The following is a 21611-nucleotide window of genomic DNA, read 5'->3' on the forward strand; positions in this document are numbered from 1 at the left end:
GCGCTTACTGCACGTCGGCAATCGCCTTCATCAACGCCTGGTGTTTTTCGCCATACTGCGCGCGGACCGGTTCGGTGGCCTTCACGAAATACGCTTTATCAATTTCGTGGAACTGCACGCCGCCAGCCTTCATCTTCGCTAATGCCTCCTGGTTGTAGGCATCCCACAATTTACGCTGCTCAAACTGCGCTTCGCGCGCCAGCGTCAGGATCTTCTGCTGCTCATCCGCAGTCAGCTTGTCCCACTTCACTTTGGAATAGAGCAGCATTTCCGGGGTGATAAAGTGCCCGCTGAGGGTGTAATTCTTCGCAACCGGCATGTAGTTATGCGCGACAAAAGTCGGCGGGTTGTTTTCCGCACCGTCAATTACGCCGGTCTGCATACCGCTAAACACCTCGCTCACCCCCATCGCCACCGAGTTCGCCCCCATGTCTTTCAGCGTATCCAGCGCCACCGGGCTTCCCTGCACGCGAATCTTCATACCGTGGAGATCTTCCGGCTTTTCCACCGGGTTTTTGGTAATCAGGTTGCGCGTCCCGGAGTCCATCCAGCCAAGAAACACCAGACGTGATTTCGGGTTGTTCGTCAGCTTATCGCCAATGCTTTTCCCGATATCGCCATCAATAATTTTGTGCATGTGGTCTTCGTCGCGGAACACATAGGGCAGCGTAAAGACTTCGATATCCGGCAGAATAGCCGCCACCGGCGCCATCGATACGCGAATCATATCAATCGCGCCGATTTGCGCTTGTTCGATCATCTGTTTTTCATCGCCCAGCACGCCGCCCGGGAACACTTTAATTTCCAGTTTGCCGTCGGTTTGTTGTTTGAGTTTTTCGCCCATTTTCTGCACGGCGACGACATTCGGATAGCCCTGCGGATGGACATCCGCCGCTTTAATGACCTGCGCGAAAACGGAATGGGAAAACAGTATTGACGCGGTAGCCAGGCACAGGGAAGCCGCGAGCGGCTTGAGAGTCACTTTCATCGGGTCAGCTCCAGAGGTTGAGAGGGTAGCGTTAAAACATTGTTTTAGTTTTTACGCTTAAACCGTAGCCGATGCCCTGAAAGATGAAGGTGAAGTGCTTCACAAAAAAGCAGGAAAAATTGAAACGATGGTTTAAAAATGTCGCAGCGGTCACGCCGGTTTTATCCGGCTGAGACTCAATGCTTTTTACGCAGCAAATAACGATACGGCAGCGAATCCGTCTCTTTCGCCATCAGCTCATGTTCCATAAACGTACAAAAGCCAGGAATATCGCGGGTTGTCGCCGGATCGTCGGCAATAATCAGCAGCGTTTCGCCCGTTTGCATGTTACGCACGGTTTTACGCACCATCATTACCGGTTCCGGGCAGCGTAGCCCCTGGGCATCAAGCGTATGGTCGGGGGAGGAAAACAGATCGGTCATCTTCGTCTCATTCACTAAAAAAACGGCTGTAGTTTACGCCCTGTTTGCCCGTAAGCAAATCAAGTTAACGATTGCGTGAAAAACAACCATTGCAATACGTTTTCAAAGCAGTATGATGCGGCGGTTTTATTGGGTTCCCTCACCCCAAATATCTATCAAAAAGGTACAATATGAACTCCTTTACTCAAATACAGCGCGTAAAAGCGTTGTTCTGGCTATCGCTATTCCACTTACTGGTGATCACCTCCAGTAACTATCTGGTACAGCTTCCGATCTCTGTTTTCGGGTTCCACACGACGTGGGGCGCCTTTAGCTTTCCCTTTATTTTTCTCGCGACCGACCTGACCGTGCGCATTTTTGGCGCGCCGCTGGCACGACGGATAATCTTTGCGGTGATGATCCCGGCGCTGCTCATCTCCTATGTCATCTCATCGCTGTTTTATATGGGTTCCTGGCAGGGATTTGGCGCGCTGCTGCACTTCAACCTGTTTGTCGCGCGTATCGCCACCGCCAGCTTTATGGCGTATGCGCTGGGCCAGATTCTGGATGTACACGTCTTTAACCGCCTGCGCCAGAACCGCCGCTGGTGGATGGCTCCTACGGCCTCCACGCTGTTTGGCAACGTCAGCGATACCCTCGCCTTCTTCTTCATCGCTTTCTGGCGCAGCCCCGATGCCTTTATGGCCGAGCACTGGATGGAAATCGCCCTAGTCGATTACTGCTTCAAGGTGCTCATCAGCATTATTTTCTTCCTGCCGATGTATGGCGTATTGCTGAATATGTTGCTGAAAAGGCTGGCAGATAAATCTGAAATCTCGGCATTGCAGACGAGTTAAAGGTTCATTTTCCGAGTTGTGATAAGATGGATGAATGAGCCGTTATGGCCGTTTATCGAAAGGAAGAAGTCAATGCGCAATCTGGTTAAATATGTCGGTATTGGCCTGCTGGTTATGGGGCTTGCGGCCTGTGATAACAACGATACCAATGCTCCGGCAGAGGGAACCTCTACGGAAAGCAACGCAACCGGACAACCTGTCAGCCTGCTGGACGGTAAGCTGACGTTCTCACTGCCAGCGGATATGACCGACCAGAGCGGCAAGCTGGGCACTCAGGCCAATAATATGCACGTCTACTCTGACGCGACAGGCCAGAAAGCGGTGATCGTGATTGTTGGCGATAACACCAATGAAGACCTCGCCGTGCTGGCGAAACGTCTGGAAGATCAACAGCGCAGCCGCGACCCGCAGTTGCAGGTCGTGACCAATAAAGCCATCGAGCTGAAAGGCCACACGCTGCAACAGCTGGACAGCATTATCTCTGCGAAAGGCCAGACCGCGTACTCTTCCGTACTGCTGGGCAAAGTGGATAACCAACTGCTGACCCTGCAAATCACGCTGCCAGCAGACGATCAGCAGAAGGCGCAAACCGCCGCTGAAAACATCATTAACACACTGGTTATCCAGTAACGGTTAAGACGATGACACGGCCTCCTGCGATACCGCCGGAGGCCGTTTTTTTAACCGCCAGGTCAGCAACAGCGCAATCGCCACCAGACCCGCCGCCGCCAGATAGATAACCGGCACACCCGCCCAGGTCATCAGCAGCCCCGCCAGCGGCCCGGTCACGCCCAACGATAAATCCATAAACACCGTATAGGTCGCCAGCGCCGCCCCTTGATTCTGCTGCGGCACCGCCTTTACCGCCACCACGCCCAGCGCCGGGAAGACCAGCGAGAACCCCGCCCCCGCCAGTAGCACGCCAATTTTCGCCATCCACGGCATCAGCGCAACGCCCACCAGCAGCAACCCGATAATCTCCACGCTAAAGCAGATCATCGCCACGTTTAAGCCGCCTAACCGATTGATGCCATTGGGGAACAATAAACGGGCGCCCACAAACGCACAGCTAAACAGCGTGAGCGCGAAGGCGGCGCCATCCCACCCTTTCGCGTCATAAAACAGCGTGATGAAGGTGGCGATAACGCCGAATCCCGCGGATGCCAGCGCCAGCGCCATTCCATACAGCCAGACGCGCCCAAGCACGGCGCGAAACGGCAGCGGTTTGCCCTTACTGGCTTTCACCGCCGGGCGCGGGAGCGCAAACAGCACGGCCAGCAGCGCCACGCCCATGATCGTCAACGCCAGCCCCTGTAACCCGCCCCAGGCGTAAAACAGCACGCCAAGCGGGGCGCCCATCGCCATCGCGCCATACGTGACAATACCGTTCCACGAAATCACCCGGCCAATATGCAGCGACCCCACCACGCCTACGCCCCAGAGCGTTGATCCGGTTCCGGCGAAGCTTTGTCCAATACCCAGAATGACACGCCCCAGGCATAACAGCAGCAGGCTTGCAATCGGCCAGCCGCTGGCGAATCCCGCCAGGAGATAGCTCAGGCCGCTCAGAAAGCAGCCGCACAAACCAAAGACGACAACCTTTTTCGGCCCCAGCAGGTCAGCGTAGCGCCCCGCATGAGGGCGGCTCACGAGCGTCGCAAAATATTGTAAGCTTATGACCAGCCCCGCCCAGAAAGCGCTAAACCCCATCACATCATGGACATAGCCCGGCAGGACTGCGAGCGGCAAACCGATCGTCAGATAACTGGCGAAGTTAAAAATCACAACAGAAACGATACGCAGATTGAGGCGTAATCCGCTAAGCGCCGGTTCAGCGACGGGTTCGGGCATGGGAGGTCACCACGTTTTTACAACAGTGTTTCATTTTTATCATGCTGAGTCGCGAAAATCAGTAGCAAGATTAAGAATATTGGTCTCAGGCCAGGCGCTACACTTAGAAAAAATGCAAAAAGGAAGATGACATGACAACCCCTCAACCCGACAAAACGGGGATGCATATTCTGCTCAAACTGGCGTCGTTGGTCGTCATACTGGCAGGGCTTCATGCCGCAGCAGATATTATTGTACAGCTCTTACTGGCGCTCTTTTTCGCCATTGTCCTCAACCCGCTGGTAACCTGGTTTATTCGTCGCGGCGTTAACCGCCCGGTGGCGATTACCCTCGTGGTGGTCGTGATGCTTATCGTGCTGACGGCGCTGATCGGCGTACTGGCTGCGTCAATCAATGAATTCGTCGCCATGCTGCCGAAATACAACAAGGAGCTGACGCGTAAGGTTCTGCATTTGCAGGAGATGCTACCCTTCCTCAACCTGCACATGTCGCCGGAACGCCTGCTGCAACGCATCGACTCCGATAAACTGATGACCTTCACCACCACACTGATGACCGGCCTTTCCGGGGCGATGGCAAGCGTAGTCCTGCTGGTGATGACGGTGGTGTTTATGCTGTTCGAAGTCCGCCACGTTCCCTACAAACTGCGTTTCGCGCTGAACAACCCGCAAATTCACATTGCGGGTTTACACCGGGCGCTCAAAGGCGTGTCGCACTATCTGGCGCTGAAAACGCTGCTGAGCCTGTGGACCGGCGTGATTGTCTGGCTAGGGCTGGCGCTGATGGACATCCAGTTTGCGCTGATGTGGGGCGTGCTGGCGTTTTTACTCAACTATGTCCCTAATATTGGTTCGGTCATTTCGGCGGTGCCGCCGATGATTCAGGCGCTGCTGTTCAACGGTTTCTACGAATGCGTTCTGGTCGGCGCGCTCTTTCTGGTGGTGCATATGATCATCGGCAATATCCTGGAACCGCGCATGATGGGCCACCGCCTGGGAATGTCCACGCTGGTGGTGTTCCTCTCTTTACTGGTGTGGGGATGGTTATTAGGCCCGGTAGGGATGCTGCTTTCCGTTCCGCTTACCAGCGTCTGTAAGATCTGGATGGAGACCACCAAAGGCGGCAGCAAGCTGGCGATTTTACTGGGGCCGGGTCGCCCGAAAAGTCGGTTGCCCGGATAATTAATTTACCTACCAACCAGGGTAGTTTTTATCTACGCACCTGCCCGGTAAACTGTCATGCGTTTTAAATATATGTGGCAGTTTACCTTAAATGAAATATGTCCTGCCGCCCGTTATTTAATAAATAAGAAACAGCATTCACCGGAATAAAGCGACTTAACTCAAACAGATATAACAATACCGCATTCAGTCGGTTTTCGCGTGAAATGAAAAATGCATAAAATAAAAACCGACGCCATTATGGCTGGCGTTCGTTATTAATAAATTAATAAGCACATTATTAGTCAACTAGTTAATTGATAGGGAGTTTTCATGAAACAATTCATTAAATGGTTTGCCGCTATTGCGGTTGTGGGTGCTCTGGCGGGTTGCGCGCGTACTGCGCCTATCGATCAGGTTCACTCCAGCGTGAGCGCGGGCCATACTCAGGAGCAGGTCAAAAACGCCATTCTGAAGGCAGGCGTTCAACGTCAATGGATCATGTCTGAAGTCGGGCCTGGCGTTATCAAAGGACGTCAGCAGACGCGCAACCACGTCGCTGAAGTGCGCATTACCTACTCCGCCACCAGCTACGACATCAAATACGACAGCAGCCTCAATTTGCAGGCTTCCGGCGGCAAAATTCACAAAAACTACAACCGCTGGGTACATAACCTGGACAAAGACATCCAGGTTAACTTGTCCGCAGGCGCGGGTCTGTAATTCAGGCGGTACGCACTTTCATTCAGGCGGCATTGAGCTGAACGTTCACGCGTCAAAAGCGGCGGCCTGAAAGATGACGCGGATTATTAAAGTCGGGTCGAAGACGGCCCGATAACTCGCTTTTACCCCCTCTTAACAGGTTGTCCCCATTATGTACGAACAGGACTCGCTTAGCGCACTGGATGCCATCACGGAAGCACAACGTATCGCCTTCGCCCCCATGCTTTTCCAGGCCGCATTGTGTCTGCGTAACGCGGGTGTGCTGACATATCTGGATCGGCAGGGTAAACGCGGCGCAACGCTCGACGATATCACTGAAAACAGCAGCATCAATGAATATGCCGCCAGCGTACTGCTGGATATGGGATTAAGCGGACGTATTATTACTCACAAAGAGGGGCATTATTATCTCGCGAAGGTGGGGCATTTTCTTCTGCATGACGCCATGACCCGCATAAATATGGATTTCACCCAGGATGTTTGCTATCAGGGGCTGTTTTATCTGGAAAATGCGCTAAAGGAAGGCAAACCGTCAGGACTGAAAATATTCGGCGACTGGCCAACGATTTATCCCGCGCTGTCGCAATTACCGCAGGCGGCGCGTGACAGTTGGTTCGCCTTCGATCATTACTATTCCGACGGCGCATTTGACGCCGCGCTGCCTTATGTATTCGCCAGTCGCCCGGCAACCCTGTACGATGTGGGCGGAAATACCGGGAAATGGGCATTACGCTGCTGCCAGTACGATGAAAATATCGCGGTCACTTTATTAGATTTGCCACAACAAATTGCACTTGCCCGTAAAAATATCGAAAATGCAGGATTATCTCATCGCATAGATTTCCATGCAGTGGATATGCTGGGTGATACGCCTTTACCTGGAGAGGCCGATATCTGGTGGATGAGCCAATTTCTGGACTGCTTTTCACCGGAACAGATTATCACCATGCTCAGTAACGTTGCCCGCGTGATGAAATCCGGCGCAAGGCTGTGCATTATGGAGCTGTTCTGGGATGCGCAGAAATTTGAAGCGGCCTCTTTTAGCCTGAATGCGTCTTCGCTTTATTTTACCTGTATGGCAAACGGCAACAGCCGTTTCTACAGCGTAGAGAAGTTTTATCACTACCTGGACATGGCAGGGTTCCAGGTGGATGAACGCCATGACAACCTGGGCGTTGGGCATACTTTATTGATATGCCAAAAGAAAAAATAACAAAGTGACGTTAAAAAAACGTCACTGGTATCACCGGATTACCGCGGACGCGCGTTGATGAAATTTGCACTAAACATAACAGACTGGCAGGCCAGAGCCCCAGGACTTAGCGAAGCGACCCACTGGCAGCAGTGGTCGCGGGAGCCGTACGCCATCGATCCCGCCGCGCCGCAGGCAAAACTGCACGAACTCCCGATGATGACCGCCCGGCGGCTCAGTTCCGGCAGCAAACTGGCGGTAGAGTGCGGGCTGGCCATGCTGCGTCGCCACGATATCGACGCGGTGCTCTATACCAGCCGCCACGGCGAACTGGAGCGTAACTACCGCATCCTGCACGCGCTGGCGATGGAGCAGGCGCTCTCTCCCACCGATTTCGCCCTGTCAGTACACAATTCCGCGGTCGGTAATCTGACCATTGCCGCAAAACAGCCGATTGTCTCATCCTCGCTTTCCGCCGGGAGAGACACCTTCCAGCAAGGGTTGTGCGAAGTGATGTGCCTGCTTCAGGCGGGTTATCAGCGGGTACTGATGGTCGATTTCGACGGCTTCCTGCCCGAGTTTTACCATCCGCGATTACCGCCGCAGATGCCGACCTGGCCTTACGCCGTCGCCTTTGTCATTGAAGCGGGGAATGCGCTGTCCTGCGCCACGCGTCCCGGCGCGCCTCAGGATGAAACGCCGCTTCCGCAAAGCCTGCTGTTTTTACAGCGTTACTTACAAAACGCCGACGCCTTTACGCTGCCGGGCGAGCGGGTAGAGTGGCAGTGGAGCCGCGCGTGAACACGCTTCTGGCGCGCCTGGATTGGGCATGGCGACTGGTGATGACCGGTTTTTGTTTTGCCCTGTTCGGCATCGGCGGGCTGTTGCTTTCTGTCGTGTGGTTCAACTTATTGTTACTATTGGTATGGAACCCCGTCAGACGCCGCCGCCTGGCCCGTCGCAGCATTGCGGCCAGTTTTCGCGCCTTTTTAACGGTAGCGAAAACGCTTGGCGTTCTGGACTACCGCATCGAGGGGAGCGACGTGCTGCGACAGGAGAAAGGGTGTCTGGTGGTGGCGAACCATCCCACGCTTATCGATTACGTGCTGCTGGCTTCCGTCATGCCCGAAACCGACTGCCTGGTGAAGAGCGCACTGCTGAAAAACCCGTTCGTCAGCGGCGTTATTCGCGCGGCGGATTACCTGATCAACAGCCAGGCCGACGCGCTGTTACCGGCCTGCCAGCAGCGTCTGGATCAGGGCGACACAATATTGATTTTCCCCGAAGGGACGCGAACGCGACCCGGTGAAAAAATGACGCTGCAACGCGGCGCGGCCAATATCGCCGTGCGCTGCGACAGCGATTTACGCGTAGTGACTATCCACTGTAGCGAGCATCTGCTGGATAAGCAGAGCAAATGGTATGACGTGCCTCCCGCGAAACCTCTGTTTACCGTAGAGGTGCGCGAGCGGATCGCGATCGACCCGTTTAACGATGCAAATTTACAAGAACCGGCGCTGGCGGCAAGGCAGTTGAACCGGCATCTTTTGCTTCAATTACAACCAGGTGCTACACCTCTTTCAGGAATTAATGATGCAAGCGCTCTACCTTGAAATTAAAAATCTCATAATAAATACGCTGAATCTGGACGAGCTGTCCGCTGACGATATCGATACCGAGGCAGCGCTCTTTGGTGATGGTTTAGGACTGGATTCGATCGATGCCCTTGAGCTGGGGCTGGCGGTGAAAAACCAGTATGGCGTGGTGCTCTCCGCAGAGAGCGAAGAGATGCGTCAGCACTTCTTTTCCGTCGCCACGCTGGCATCTTTCATTCACGCTCAACGTGCCTGAGGCGAGTCCGTTATGACAGAACAACATGCCATTTATGAAGAAGTCTCCGCGCTGCTGGTCAAACTGTTTGAAATCGACCCTCAGGACATCAAACCTGAGGCGCGCCTGTATGAAGATCTGGAGCTGGACAGCATCGACGCCGTTGACATGATCGTGCATCTGCAAAAGAAAACCGGTAAGAAAATCAAGCCGGAAGAGTTCAAAGCGGTGCGTACCGTGCAGGATGTCGTCGACGCCGTAGAACGCCTGCTGAAAGAAGCGTAATACGCCATGTCAGGCGCTCACGCGCGTATGGGTATTCAGTTGCTGACCGGCCTGATGCTGCTGGCCTGGCCATTTTTGATCTGGTTTGGGCTGACGCATAACAGCCTCCACTGGCTGCTGCCGCTGATGGCGTTGCTGCTCTTTTTACGCTTTCGTCAGACCCGGCGACAGGCGGGGCCGCTGCGCGTCGTCACTCAGGTGGCGGCGGTGGCGGGCATAGCGCTTTGCGTCGCCAGCTATCTGCTTAAAACACATCAACTGCTGCTGTTTTACCCGGTCGTTGTTAACGGCGTCATGCTTGCCGTTTTTGGCGGCTCGCTGTGGACATCCATGCCGATTGTCGAACGTCTGGCGCGACTGCGTGAACCTGCGCTGCCGGAAGCCGCAGTGCGCTACACCCGTCGCGTAACACAAATCTGGTGCGCCTTTTTCATCGGCAACGGCGGTATTGCGCTCTTTACCGCGCTACACGGCGACATGGCGCTATGGACCGCCTGGAACGGCATGATTGCCTATCTGCTGATGGGCGCGTTGATGGCGGGCGAGTGGCTGGTGCGCCGCCAGGTGATTAAACGAGAAACACAATGAAGCAGACCCTTCCGCTCTCCCGCTGGCTCACCGCGCCACGCCCGGATGAAACGCCTGTTGCCTGGCTGGGTGAGGACACCTGGACGCTGGGCCACCTGCGCCATGACGTCGCGCAGCTGGTGAAACACCTGCAACAGCAGGAGGGCGAGCGCTGGGCGCTGTGTTTTGAGAACAGCTATCTGTTTATTGTTGCGCTGCTGGCAACGCTGCATAGCGGAAAAACGCCCGTTATTCCGGGGCATAACCGCGTCTCTCTGCTGGATGAGCAGCGCGCGCTGTTCAACGGCGTGCTCAGCGATAAGACGTCTGGCTGGCACGGCCCGCTGCTGGTGGTCAATACATCACGACAGTTCAGCGCAGAAGCCTTCACATTCGACGATATTGCCGCCGATGCCTTCGTTGAATTGTTTACCTCTGGCTCCACCGGTCAGCCCAAGCGCATCATCAAACCCATCGCGCGGCTGGATTGCGAGGCCGAACTGCTGGCGATGCGTTTTGCCGACCGCCTGGCAGGCTGTCGCGTCGTGGCGTCAGTCGTTCCTCAGCATCTGTACGGTCTGACTTTCCGTATTTTCCTGCCGATGGCGCTCGGCCTGCCGCTTCATGCCGCAATGCTCTACTACGCAGAGCAGCTTGCCGCGCTAAGCCACGACCACCGCTATGCGTTTATCAGCAGTCCGGCGTTCCTGAAACGCCTCGACCACCGGCTCACGCCGCCGCCGGTCAACATGATCCTTTCCGCAGGCGGTATGCTGCCCTGGGGCGATGTCACGCAAACCGCCGCCTGGCTCAATATCTGGCCGGATGAAATCTACGGCAGCACCGAAACCGGCATTCTCGCCTGGCGCTACCGCCAGCAGGAGGAGATCGCCTGGCTCCCCTTCCCCGGCGTACATTTCCAGCAGGAGGGCGAAGCATTTCGCGCCTTTTCGCCGCTGATCGTGCAGCAGGACGGCCTGTTGCTCGACGATATCCTCCAGTTTGATGAGAACGGCCAGTTCCGCCTGATGGGACGCCGGGGACGCGTCGTCAAAATTGAAGAGAAACGGATCTCGCTCAGCGAAGTTGAACAGCGGCTGCTGGAATTGAAGGGCATCCGCGAGGCGGTCGCGCTGCCTGTTTCACGCGGCGGTCGTCAGGGCATTGGCGTTCTGCTGGTGCTGGATGACGAAACCCGCCAACAATGGCAGCGCTGCGGCGGCAAAGCCCAGGAGCTGACCTGGCGTCGCTCGCTGCTGCCGTGGCTGGAGCCGGTTGCCGTACCTCGCTACTGGCGCGTGATCGACGAGATCCCGGTCAACAGTATGAACAAGCGTGTCTATGCGCAATTACAGGAGTTATTTCATGATACCCCATGAAATTGAGCGCCATCAGGCACAACCCCAACAGCTTGAGATCGTCCTGCATCTCGACCCTTCCCTGTTCTGGTTCAGCGGCCACTTTACCGTGCAGCCGCTGTTGCCCGGCGTCGCGCAGCTGGACTGGGTGATGCATTACGCCACCACGCTGCTCACGCCCGGCTGGCGTTTTCACAGCATCCAGAACGTCAAATTCCAGGCGCCGCTGCTGCCTGAAACCACGGTGACGCTGACCCTGAGCTGGCAGGAAACCCGCCAGCTCCTGACGTTTAGCTATCAGCGCCACGATGGCGACGCGCGGCATACCGCCAGCAGCGGGAAGATCCGGTTATGCCGTTGACCTTCACTCCCTGCGTGCTCATCCCCTGCTACAACCACGGCACGATGATGGCGCGGGTGCTGGCGCGGCTACAGCCGTTTAATCTGCCCTGCATTGTGGTGGATGACGGCAGTGACGAAACAACACGTCGGGAATTAGCACAGCTGGCGGCTCAGGAACCGAACCTGACGCTGATCCGCCTGCCGGAAAACGCGGGCAAAGGCGCTGCGGTGATTCGTGGGCTACAGGCAGCCTCAGACGCGGGATTTACCCACGCGGTGCAGGTGGACGCCGACGGCCAACATGCCATTGAAGATATTCCGAAGCTGCTCAAACTGGCGCAGGAAAACCCAGCCGCGCTGATCTCCGGGCAGCCGATCTATGACGATTCCATTCCCCGTTCGCGCCTGTACGGTCGCTGGATAACCCACGTCTGGGTATGGATTGAAACGCTTTCGTTCCAGCTGAAAGACAGCATGTGCGGGTTTCGCGTGTATCCGGTCGCCCCTGTGCTGCAACTGGCGCAGCGCGTCACGCTCGGCAAACGGATGGACTTCGACACCGAAGTCATGGTGCGCCTCTACTGGCAGGGCAACACCAGCTATTTTGTCCCGACCCGCGTTACCTATCCGCTGGACGGGCTGTCCCATTTTGACGCGCTAAAAGACAACTGCCGAATTTCACTGATGCACACCCGCTTGTTCTTCGGCATGCTGCCGCGCATCCCGTCTTTGCTGTTTCGCCGCTCGTCGCCGCACTGGGCGCGCCAGCAGGAAGTTAAAGGGCTGTGGGGAATGCGTCTGATGCTGCTGGTCTGGCGTCTGCTTGGGCGTAAGGCGTTCTCGCTGCTGCTTTATCCGGTGGTCGGCGTCTACTGGCTGACGGCAGCGCACGCCCGCAACGCGTCGCAACACTGGCTGACCCGCGTGCGAACGCAACTGACGTCACGCCAGCGCCCCGTTCCGTCCCGGCTGACCAGCTTCCACCACTTTCTGCGTTTTGGCGAGGCGATGCTGGATAAAATCGCCAGCTGGCGCGGGGAGCTACAGTTTGGCCGCGATGTGGTCTTTGCGCCGGGCGCAGAAGAGACGCTCAACATCACGGCGCCGACGGGCAAACTGCTGCTGGCCTCGCATCTGGGCGATGTCGAAGCCTGCCGCGCGCTGGCGCAATTGCAGGGCAGCAAAACCATCAACGCTCTGGTGTTCAGCGACAATGCCCAACGTTTTAAACAGATTATGGACGAGATGGCGCCGCAGGCCGGGCTGAACCTGATGCCCGTCACCGACATCGGCCCGGACACCGCCATCCTGCTGAAAGAGAAGCTGGAACGCGGCGAGTGGATCGCCATTGTTGGCGACCGTATTGCGGTTAACCCACAGCGTGGCGGCGAGTGGCGCGTCTGCTGGAGCCGTTTTATGGGCCAGCCCGCGCCGTTTCCGCAGGGGCCATTTATTCTGGCCTCCATCCTGCGCTGCCCGGTTCAGCTTATTTTCGCTCTGCGCCAGAACGGGAAACGGCATATCCACTGTGAACCGTTCGCCGACCCGCTGCTGTTGCCGCGCGCCGAACGCCAGCAGGCATTACAGCAGGCCATCAACCGCTACGCCGAACGCCTTGAGCACTACGCGCTACAGTCGCCGCTCGACTGGTTTAATTTTTTCGATTTCTGGCAGTTGCCGGATGCCAAAAACAAGGAGTAAAGGGTGCTTAACGATCCCCGTTTTACTGCTGAAGTAGAGCTGACCATTCCGTTCCACGACGTCGATATGATGGGCGTCGCGTGGCACGGCAACTATTTCCGCTACTTCGAGATTGCCCGTGAGGCGCTGCTCAACCAGTTCGACTACGGCTACCGCCAGATGAAAGCGTCCGGCTACCTGTGGCCCGTGGTCGATACCCGCGTGAAGTACCGCAACGCGCTGACATTCGAACAACGCATTCGGGTGCGCGCCCGTCTTGAGGAGTACGAAAACCGCCTGCGCATCGGCTACGAAATTTTTGATGCGCAGACGGGAAAACGCGCCACGACGGGTTACACCATCCAGGTGGCGGTAGAAGAGAAAAGCCGCGAGATGTGCTTCGTCAGCCCGGATATTTTGTTTGAACGTATGGGAGTAACGCCATGAGATTCCTGCCGCTGCTGGCGCTGATCATCAGCCCGTTCGTGAGCGCTCTGACGCTCGACGATCTGCAACAGCGCTTTACCGAACAGCCGGTTGTCCGCGCCCACTTCGATCAAACCCGGACGATTAAGGATCTGCCGCAGCCGCTGCGATCCCAGGGCAGGATGCTGATCGCTCGCGACCAGGGGCTGCTGTGGGATCAAACCGCCCCGTTCCCGATGCAGCTGCTGCTGGACGACAAACGGATGGTACAGGTGATCAACGGCCAGCCGCCGCAGGTCATCACCGCCGAAAACAACCCGCAGATGTTCCAGTTTAATCACCTGCTGCGCGCGCTGTTCCAGGCTGACCGCAGCGTGCTGGAGCAGAACTTCCGCGTTGATTTCGCCGATAAAGGCGAGGGGCGCTGGGCGCTGCGGCTAACGCCGATCACCACGCCGCTGGACAAGATTTTCGCCACGATTGACCTGGCCGGACAAACGTATCTGGAGTCAATCCAACTGAATGATAAACAAGGCGATCGCACGGATATCGCACTCACTCAACACCAACTGACGCCCGCTCAACTGACTGATGACGAACGCCAACGTTTTACCGCGCAATAACCGTAAAAGCCTCGCGCTGCTATGGGGTGTCGCCTGCCTGATTATGTTGGGCGCATTGCTGACGCTGCTGCCCCAGTCACGGCTGAACAGCAGCGTGCTGGCAATGCTGCCAAAACAGGCTTTAGGGAACATTCCGCCTGGCCTGAACGACGGTTTCATGCAGCGCCTCGACCAACAGCTGGTCTGGCTGGTAAGCCCGGGTAAACAGGCCGATCCGCAGGTGGCGCGCGACTGGCTCGCGCTGTTGCAAAAATCCCACGCGCTGGCGGACGTCAAAGGCCCGATGGACGCCGACAGCCAGCAGGCATGGGGCGCCTTTTTCTGGCAGCATCGCAACGGCCTGATCGATGAGGCCACCCGCGCTCGTCTGCAAAACGGCGGCGACGCGCAGGCGCAGTGGATTCTGTCTCAGCTGTATTCCGCCTTCTCCGGGGTGAGCGGTAAAGAGCTGCAAAACGATCCGCTGATGCTGATGCGCGGTTCGCAGCTGGCGATGGCGAAAAACGGCCAGCGTCTGCGGCTGATGGACGGCTGGCTGGTCACTCAGGATGAGCAGGGGCACTACTGGTATCTGCTGCACGGCGAGCTGGCCGGTTCGTCGTTTGATATGCAGCAAACGCACCAGCTCGTCACTACGCTCAGCGCGCTGGAAGGTGAACTAAAAACGCGTTATCCGCAGGCACAGCTGCTGTCGCGCGGTACGGTTTTTTACAGTGATTACGCCAGCCAGCAGGCGAAACAGGATATCTCCACCCTTGGCGTGGCGACGGTTCTGGGCGTGATTCTGCTGATCGTGGCGGTCTTTCGCTCGCTGCGCCCGCTGCTGCTGTGCCTGATATCAATTGGCGTCGGCGCGCTGGCCGGAACCGTCGTCACCCTGTTGATTTTTGGCGAGCTGCACCTGATGACGCTGGTGATGAGCATGAGCATCATCGGTATTTCGGCCGACTATACGCTTTATTACCTGACCGAGCGCATGGTGCACGGCAACGACGCGTCGCCATGGCAGAGCCTCGCCAAAGTGCGTAACGCCCTGCTGCTGGCGCTGCTAACCACCGTCGCGGCGTATCTGATCATGATGCTCGCTCCTTTCCCCGGCATTCGCCAGATGGCGGTATTTGCCGCCGTGGGATTAAGCGCCTCCTGCCTGACGGTCATTTTCTGGCATCCGTGGCTGTGTCGCGGGCTGCCTGTGCGCCCCGTTCCGGCAATGGTGCTGATGTTGCGCTGGCTGGCGGCGTGGCGGCGCAATAAAAAACTGTCCATCGGCCTGCCTGTGGCGCTGGCGATCTTCTCGCTGGCGGGCATCGCAACGCTGCATGTGGATGACGATATTTCACAGCTACAGGCGCTGCCGCAGCAGATTCTGGCGCAGGAAAAAGCAATCACCGCCCTGACCGGGCAGAGCGTCGATCAGAAATGGTTTGTGGTTTACGGTCAGTCCGCACAGCAAACGCTGGAACGGCTGGAAGCCTTTACCCCAGCGCTGGAACAGGCAAAGCGCGACGGGCTGTTCAGCGGCTATCGCACGCTTCCGATCAACTCGCTCGCCCGTCAGCAGCAGGATCTGAGGCTACTGAAAAACGCCGCTCCGGCGGTGAGCCGCGCGCTACAGAATGCCGGGCTTTCCACGGTTAACCCGGATCTGAACGCCATGCCGGTAACGGTGGACGCCTGGCTTGCCAGCCCGGCCAGCGAAGGCTGGCGGCTGCTGTGGTTGACGCGGGAGAATGGCGAAAGCGGCGTGCTGGTGCCGGTAGACGGCGTGAAGCGGAGCGCCGCGCTGAACGCCCTCGCCACGCAATATTCCGGCGTGGCGTGGGTTGACCGAAAAAGCACCTTCGACACGCTGTTCGCCCTCTATCGCAATGTGCTGACGGGACTGCTGTTTGTGGCGCTGGCGGTCATTGCCTGCGGCGCGATGATCAGGCTTGGCTGGCGCAAAGGGCTGGTAAGCCTGGTGCCGTCAGTGCTGTCGCTGGGCTGCGGTCTGGCGGCGCTGACATTGAGCGGCCATGCGGTCAATCTGTTCTCGCTGTTAGCGCTGGTGCTGGTGCTGGGGATTGGCATCAACTATACGCTGTTTTTCAGCAACCCACGCGGAACGCCGTTGACCTCGCTGCTGGCGATTACGCTGGCGATGATGACCACGCTGCTGACCCTCGGCATGCTGGTCTTTAGCGCCACCCAGGCCATCAGCAGTTTCGGTATCGTACTGGTCAGCGGGATTTTCACCGCATTTCTGTTATCGCCTCTGGCAATGCCCGGTAAAAAAGAGAAAAAAAGAAGATGATCAAACAAACAGCGCGCTGGTTGAGACACCATTTGCCGGATGGCGGCTTTGCCTTATCCGGCCTACGCCAGCGCACAAACCGCAGGCCGGATAAGCGTAGTGCCATCCGGCAATTTCTTCTGATGACCGCAGCGCTCATTCTGACCGGATGCAGCCACTCGCAGAAAGCGCCGGAAGGCCGCCCGCAGGCGTGGCTGGAACCCGGCGCGCGCGTCACGCTGCCTGCGCCGGGCATCTCTCCGGCGGTCAGTTCGCAACAACTGCTCACCGGCAGCTTTAACGGCAAAACCCAGTCGCTGCTGGTGATGCTCAATGCCGACGAGCAAAAAATCACCCTTGCCGGACTGTCGTCGGTTGGCATCCGCCTGTTCCTTGTCACCTATGATGAGAAAGGGCTGCACACCGAGCAGTCCATCGTGGTGCCGCAGCTGCCGCCCGCCAGCCAGGTTCTGGCCGACGTAATGCTCAGCCACTGGCCGATTAGCGCCTGGCAGCCGCAGTTGCCGACGGGCTGGACGCTCACCGACAACGGCGACAAACGCGAGCTGCGCAATGCCAGCGGTAAGCTGGTGACGGAAATTATCTATCTGAACCGCAAAGGCAAACGCGAGCCGATCAGCATTGAGCAGCATGTGTTCAAATACCACATCACCATTCAATATCTGGGTGACTGATATGATCTATATTTCTGCGGTCGGTATGATCAACGCGCTGGGCAACGATACGGATGAGATCGCCACGAACCTGACACGCGGCGTGGCGCCTGGTATGCGCCCTCGCCCCGGCTGGCTACAGGGGCATCCGCAGGCGGTGCTCGCCGGTGTTGACGGCGAACTGCCCGCCATCCCCGATGACTTTGCCGCTCACCGTTCGCGCAACAATCAGCTGCTGCTGGCCGCGCTCGCGCAGATCCAGCCCCGGGTGGATGAAGCCATCGCGCAGTATGGCCGCGATCGCGTCGCCGTGGTGCTCGGCACCAGCACCTCCGGCCTCGACGAGGGTGATGCCCATGTCAACCTGACGCTAAACGGCCAGGAAAGCCTCTCCTGGCAGTACCCGCAGCAGGAGCTGGGCGATCCGTCGCGCTTTCTCAGCCACTGGCTGGCGCTTGATGGCCCGGCGTTTACCCTTTCCACCGCCTGTTCCTCCAGCGCCAGAGCGATCATCAGCGGACGCCGACTGATCGAAGCCGGTCTGGCGGACGTGGCGATTGTCGGCGGCGCGGACACCTTAAGCCGGATGCCGATTAACGGCTTCCACAGCCTGGAGTCGCTCTCTCCAACGCGATGCCTGCCGTTCGGCCGGGATCGCAGCGGCATTACCATCGGCGAAGGGGCCGCGCTGATGCTATTGACCCGCGAACCGCAGCCTGTCGCGCTGCTGGGCGTCGGCGAGTCCAGCGACGCGTACCATATTTCCGCGCCGCATCCGCAAGGTGAAGGCGCGATTCGCGCGATTACCCAGGCGCTCAATGACGCAGGCATCACGCCGACGCAGGTGGGTTATATCAACCTGCACGGCACCGCCACGCCGCTCAACGACCAGATCGAATCGAAAGTCGTGAGTGAACTGTTTGGCGAGAATGTGCCCTGTAGCTCCACCAAACATCTGACCGGGCACACGCTGGGTGCAGCAGGAATCACCGAAGCCGCCCTCAGCATGTTGATTCTGCAACGCGGCTTGCCGCTGCCGCCGCAGGATTTCAGTGATTCGCCGCGTGACCCGGCGTTGCCGCGCTGCGGCATCATCGAACAACCGCGCGCGCTTGAACGCCCGGTGATCTTATCTAACTCGTTCGCCTTTGGCGGCAACAACGCCAGCATTCTGCTCGGGAGGGTTTTATGAGTCGCTATTTATCACCCGGCGAGTATCTGCCGCATGACGCCCCCATGTTGCTGCTCGAAGACGTCGAGTGCGTCACGGACGAGTCCGCCGCCTGCCGCGTCACCGTGGCGCCAGGCGGCGTGCTGGCCCCGTTTCTTGACCCGCAGGGCAATCTGCCCGGCTGGTTCGCGCTGGAACTGATGGCGCAAACCGTCGGCGTCTGGTCAGGCTGGCATCGTCATCAACAGGGTCAGAGCGCCATCTCTTTGGGCATGGTGCTCGGCGCGCGTGAACTCGTCTGCGCCGCAGGCGCCCTCCCCGCCGGGGAAACGCTGACCATCAGGGCCACATTACTCATGCAGGATGAGCGTTTCGGCAGCTTTGAATGCACAATCGACGTGGGGGATAACACGCTGGCGACAGGCCGCGTAAATACGTTCCAGCCCACGCAGGAAGAACTCACCACGCTATTTCAACAGGGAGCTGCAACATGAGTCGTTCCGTTCTGGTTACCGGGGCCAGCAAAGGCATCGGTCGCGCCATCGCCCGTCAACTGGCGGCTGACGGCTTTGTTGTCGGGGTTCACTATCACCGTGACGCACAGGGTGCGCAAGAAACGCTGGATGCCATTCTCGCCGTCGGCGGCGCAGGCCGTCTGCTCAGTTTTGACGTCGCCAGTCGCGAGCAGTGCCGCGAGGTACTGGAGCAGGATATCGACGCGCATGGCCCGTGGTATGGCATAGTCAGCAACGCCGGGATCACCCGCGACGCTGCCTTTCCGGCGCTGAGCGACGACGACTGGGATGCCGTGATCCACACCAATCTCGACAGCTTTTACAATGTGATTCAGCCGTGCATCATGCCGATGATTAGCGCACGTCAGGGTGGACGGATCATTACCCTGTCATCCGTTTCCGGCGTGATGGGCAACCGTGGTCAGGTTAACTACAGCGCCGCAAAAGCGGGCATTATCGGTGCGACAAAAGCGCTGGCGATTGAGCTGGCAAAACGTAAAATCACCGTCAACTGCATCGCGCCGGGGCTGATTGACACCGGCATGATCGCAATGGAAGAGGCCGCGCTGAAAGAGGCGATGTCCATCATCCCAATGAAACGTATGGGCCAGGCAGATGAAGTGGCAGGGCTGGCCAGTTATTTAATGTCGGATATTGCGGGTTACGTTACCCGCCAGGTCATATCCATCAATGGAGGGATGTTATGACGCGTCGCGTTGTGATTACAGGCATGGGCGGCGTCACCGCGTTTGGCGAGAACTGGCAGGACGTTTCCACCAGACTGAACGCTTACGAAAACGCCGTGCGCCAGATGCCGGAATGGCAGGTTTATGACGGACTGCATACGCTGCTTGGCGCGCCAGTCGATGATTTCACCCTACCGGCACACTATACCCGCAAGCGTATTCGGGCGATGGGCCGCGTGTCGCTCATGTCCACCCGCGCCACCGAACTGGCGCTGGAGCAGGCAGGGCTTATCGACGATACGGTGCTGACCAACGGCGAAACCGGAATTGCCTATGGTTCTTCTACCGGCAGTACCGGTCCGGTGAGCGAATTCGCCACCATGCTGACGGAGAAACACACCAACAACATCACCGGCACCACTTACGTGCAGATGATGCCGCACACCACCGCCGTCAATACCGGGCTGTTCTTTGGCCTGCGGGGCCGCGTGATCCCGACGTCCAGCGCCTGCACCTCCGGCAGTCAGGCGATTGGTTATGCCTGGGAAGCGATTCGTCACGGCTACCAGACGGTGATGGTCGCCGGCGGCGCAGAAGAGTTATGCCCGTCTGAAGCGGCGGTTTTTGACACGCTGTTTGCCACCAGCCAGCGCAATGACGAACCGAAAACGACGCCTTCGCCGTTCGATGAAAAGCGCGATGGGCTGGTGATTGGCGAAGGCGCAGGGACGCTGATTCTCGAAGAGCTGGAACATGCCAAAGCCCGAGGGGCGACCATTTACGGCGAAATCATCGGCTTTGCCACTAACTGCGACGCCGCACATATCACCCAGCCACAGCGTGAAACCATGCAGATTTGCATGGAACAATCGCTGAAAATAGCAGGCTTAAGCGCGCGGGATATAGGGTACATTTCCGCCCACGGCACGGCGACCGATCGGGGCGATATCGCAGAAAGTCAGGCAACGGCCGCAATTTATAGCGATAATGTGCCGATCTCCTCGCTAAAAAGCTACTTTGGGCATACCCTTGGCGCCTGCGGGGCACTGGAAGCCTGGATGAGTCTGCAAATGATGCGTGAAGGTTGGTTTGCACCTACGCTAAACTTGAGTCAGCCGGATACCCAATGCGGCGCGCTGGATTACATCATGGGTGAAGCCCGCAAGATTGATTGTGAATTTTTGCAAAGCAACAACTTTGCGTTTGGCGGCATCAATACTTCTATCATTATTAAACGTTGGCCCTGATATGTACCGGATTGTTCTGGGAAAAGTTTCGACACTGAGCACAGGCGCGTTGCCGTCGCCACTGTACGCACAGGCGCCGCAGGGCGCTCGCCGCGCGCGCTGGCTGGCCGGTCGCGTGCTGCTTTCCCATGCCCTTTCGCCATTGCCGGAGATTGTGTATGGCGAACAGGGAAAACCTGCTTTTTCTCCTGACACCCGGCTCTGGTTTAACCTGAGTCATAGCGGGGACGATATCGCCCTGCTGCTGAGCGACGAGGGCGAAGTCGGCTGCGACATTGAAGTGATCCGCCCGCGAGATAACTGGCGGTCGCTGGCCAACGCGGTGTTCAGCCTTGGCGAACATGCGGAAGTAGAAGCCGAACATCCCGAACAACAGCTGACGGCGTTCTGGCGCATCTGGACGCGCAAAGAGGCTATCGTAAAACAGCGCGGCGGCAGCGCCTGGCAAATCGTCAGCGTGGACAGCACGCTCAACTCGGCGTTGTCGGTCAGCCAGTGCCAGCTCGATACCCTGAGTCTGGCGGTCTGCACGCCGACACCGTTCACGCTGACCGCCGATTGCGTGCAGCGCCTGGAATCCATCGCGTAAATTTGTATGTCATGCCTGCCGTTAAATCTTTACGGAGAACATTTCATTCTGACGCGTGATTCCGTTCACTTTAGGTTCAGCATTTCTCTGGAATTTCATCACCCGTGAACGCGTTAAGGGGGCTATCGCTGCCCCCTTAACAATCCCCGCTCCCGGCAGGAAAATTGTTGCTTC

The 21611-nt window shown here is 57.6% G+C and carries 25 protein-coding genes; 22 read left to right on the top strand and 3 right to left on the bottom strand.

Annotated features, from left to right (window positions below; genetic code table 11):
- Positions 1-4: 4 nt before the first annotated feature.
- Together OGX81_RS13255 and tusA are read right to left on the bottom strand one after the other, a co-directional pair.
- Positions 5-988 (bottom strand): TRAP transporter substrate-binding protein, encoded by a 984-nt coding sequence (locus OGX81_RS13255; RefSeq protein WP_012135584.1) that lies wholly within the window; start codon positions 986-988, stop codon positions 5-7.
- A 176-nt stretch (positions 989-1164) separates the two neighbouring features.
- A complete protein-coding gene (gene tusA, locus OGX81_RS13260) occupies positions 1165-1410 on the bottom strand; it encodes a sulfurtransferase TusA (RefSeq protein WP_012135585.1) in 246 nt (81 codons plus the stop codon).
- A 170-nt stretch (positions 1411-1580) separates the two neighbouring features.
- On the opposite strand from tusA, the gene OGX81_RS13265 reads away from it, so the two are divergent.
- Positions 1581-2246, top strand: a complete 666-nt coding sequence (locus OGX81_RS13265; protein WP_012135586.1) for a 7-cyano-7-deazaguanine/7-aminomethyl-7-deazaguanine transporter — start codon at positions 1581-1583, stop codon at positions 2244-2246.
- Between the two features lie 72 nt (positions 2247-2318).
- Entirely contained in the window at positions 2319-2876 is a 558-nt protein-coding gene (locus OGX81_RS13270) for a DcrB family lipoprotein (RefSeq protein ID WP_024131033.1), read from the top strand.
- A 3-nt stretch (positions 2877-2879) separates the two neighbouring features.
- Here the strand turns inward: OGX81_RS13270 and OGX81_RS13275 are convergent, their stop codons facing one another.
- The gene (locus OGX81_RS13275; RefSeq protein WP_012135588.1) at positions 2880-4097 is read right to left on the bottom strand and encodes an MFS transporter; all 1218 of its coding nucleotides are present in this window, start codon (positions 4095-4097) and stop codon (positions 2880-2882) included.
- Positions 4098-4228: 131 nt separating this feature from the next.
- Between OGX81_RS13275 and OGX81_RS13280 the strand changes: the two genes are divergently transcribed.
- The 20 genes from OGX81_RS13280 to acpT all read left to right on the top strand — a co-directional run bounded on the left by OGX81_RS13280 (position 4229) and on the right by acpT (position 21437).
- Positions 4229-5278 (top strand): AI-2E family transporter, encoded by a 1050-nt coding sequence (locus OGX81_RS13280; RefSeq protein ID WP_047460519.1) that lies wholly within the window; start codon positions 4229-4231, stop codon positions 5276-5278.
- A 324-nt stretch (positions 5279-5602) separates the two neighbouring features.
- Complete coding sequence (locus tag OGX81_RS13285; RefSeq protein ID WP_123907531.1) at positions 5603-5980, top strand: hypothetical protein; 378 nt, start codon at positions 5603-5605, stop codon at positions 5978-5980.
- A gap of 151 nt (positions 5981-6131) precedes the next feature.
- Positions 6132-7193, top strand: coding sequence for a methyltransferase (locus OGX81_RS13290; protein WP_104868082.1), 1062 nt, complete (start codon positions 6132-6134; stop codon positions 7191-7193).
- Between the two features lie 57 nt (positions 7194-7250).
- Positions 7251-7973 carry a beta-ketoacyl synthase chain length factor gene (locus tag OGX81_RS13295; RefSeq protein WP_104868081.1) on the top strand — a complete coding sequence of 241 codons (723 nt, stop codon included), beginning with the start codon at positions 7251-7253 and terminating at the stop codon, positions 7971-7973.
- 41 nt (positions 7974-8014) lie between these two features.
- The gene (locus tag OGX81_RS13300) at positions 8015-8785 is read left to right on the top strand and encodes a lysophospholipid acyltransferase family protein (protein ID WP_233591155.1); all 771 of its coding nucleotides are present in this window, start codon (positions 8015-8017) and stop codon (positions 8783-8785) included.
- Entirely contained in the window at positions 8766-9023 is a 258-nt protein-coding gene (locus OGX81_RS13305; protein ID WP_024131035.1) for a phosphopantetheine-binding protein, read from the top strand. Before OGX81_RS13300 ends, OGX81_RS13305 begins: the two co-directional genes overlap by 20 nt.
- A 12-nt stretch (positions 9024-9035) precedes the next feature.
- Positions 9036-9287, top strand: a complete 252-nt coding sequence (locus OGX81_RS13310) for an acyl carrier protein (RefSeq protein ID WP_012135597.1) — start codon at positions 9036-9038, stop codon at positions 9285-9287.
- A 6-nt stretch (positions 9288-9293) separates the two neighbouring features.
- On the top strand, positions 9294-9875 hold the full coding sequence (locus OGX81_RS13315; protein WP_024131036.1) for a COG4648 family protein: 582 nt from the start codon (positions 9294-9296) through the stop codon (positions 9873-9875).
- Positions 9872-11233, top strand: a complete 1362-nt coding sequence (locus OGX81_RS13320) for a class I adenylate-forming enzyme family protein (protein ID WP_110123646.1) — start codon at positions 9872-9874, stop codon at positions 11231-11233. The genes OGX81_RS13315 and OGX81_RS13320 overlap by 4 nt, the downstream gene beginning before the upstream one ends.
- Positions 11220-11573 carry an ApeI family dehydratase gene (locus OGX81_RS13325; protein ID WP_049011356.1) on the top strand — a complete coding sequence of 118 codons (354 nt, stop codon included), beginning with the start codon at positions 11220-11222 and terminating at the stop codon, positions 11571-11573. Before OGX81_RS13320 ends, OGX81_RS13325 begins: the two co-directional genes overlap by 14 nt.
- The gene (locus tag OGX81_RS13330) at positions 11564-13255 is read left to right on the top strand and encodes a glycosyltransferase family 2 protein (protein WP_104868079.1); all 1692 of its coding nucleotides are present in this window, start codon (positions 11564-11566) and stop codon (positions 13253-13255) included. Before OGX81_RS13325 ends, OGX81_RS13330 begins: the two co-directional genes overlap by 10 nt.
- A gap of 3 nt (positions 13256-13258) precedes the next feature.
- Positions 13259-13681 carry an acyl-CoA thioesterase gene (locus tag OGX81_RS13335; protein ID WP_012135602.1) on the top strand — a complete coding sequence of 141 codons (423 nt, stop codon included), beginning with the start codon at positions 13259-13261 and terminating at the stop codon, positions 13679-13681.
- Positions 13678-14283 carry a LolA family protein gene (locus OGX81_RS13340; RefSeq protein WP_047460500.1) on the top strand — a complete coding sequence of 202 codons (606 nt, stop codon included), beginning with the start codon at positions 13678-13680 and terminating at the stop codon, positions 14281-14283. Before OGX81_RS13335 ends, OGX81_RS13340 begins: the two co-directional genes overlap by 4 nt.
- Positions 14252-16576, top strand: a complete 2325-nt coding sequence (locus tag OGX81_RS13345; protein WP_104868078.1) for an MMPL family transporter — start codon at positions 14252-14254, stop codon at positions 16574-16576. Before OGX81_RS13340 ends, OGX81_RS13345 begins: the two co-directional genes overlap by 32 nt.
- A gap of 122 nt (positions 16577-16698) precedes the next feature.
- On the top strand, positions 16699-17250 hold the full coding sequence (locus OGX81_RS13350; RefSeq protein WP_096753934.1) for a DUF3261 domain-containing protein: 552 nt from the start codon (positions 16699-16701) through the stop codon (positions 17248-17250).
- 1 nt (position 17251) lies between these two features.
- Complete coding sequence (locus OGX81_RS13355; protein WP_104868077.1) at positions 17252-18421, top strand: beta-ketoacyl-[acyl-carrier-protein] synthase family protein; 1170 nt, start codon at positions 17252-17254, stop codon at positions 18419-18421.
- Positions 18418-18894, top strand: a complete 477-nt coding sequence (locus tag OGX81_RS13360; protein ID WP_104868076.1) for a hotdog family protein — start codon at positions 18418-18420, stop codon at positions 18892-18894. Before OGX81_RS13355 ends, OGX81_RS13360 begins: the two co-directional genes overlap by 4 nt.
- Positions 18891-19622, top strand: coding sequence for a 3-ketoacyl-ACP reductase FabG2 (locus OGX81_RS13365; RefSeq protein ID WP_104868075.1), 732 nt, complete (start codon positions 18891-18893; stop codon positions 19620-19622). The genes OGX81_RS13360 and OGX81_RS13365 overlap by 4 nt, the downstream gene beginning before the upstream one ends.
- A complete protein-coding gene (locus tag OGX81_RS13370; protein WP_104868074.1) occupies positions 19619-20848 on the top strand; it encodes a beta-ketoacyl-ACP synthase in 1230 nt (409 codons plus the stop codon). Before OGX81_RS13365 ends, OGX81_RS13370 begins: the two co-directional genes overlap by 4 nt.
- Before the next feature lies 1 nt (position 20849).
- Positions 20850-21437, top strand: a complete 588-nt coding sequence (gene acpT / locus OGX81_RS13375; RefSeq protein WP_012135610.1) for a 4'-phosphopantetheinyl transferase AcpT — start codon at positions 20850-20852, stop codon at positions 21435-21437.
- The last annotated feature ends 174 nt before the right edge of the window (positions 21438-21611 follow it).

The organism is Citrobacter sp. CK206 (genome assembly GCF_030333125.1).
GTDB classification, from domain to species: domain Bacteria; phylum Pseudomonadota; class Gammaproteobacteria; order Enterobacterales; family Enterobacteriaceae; genus Citrobacter_B; species Citrobacter_B koseri.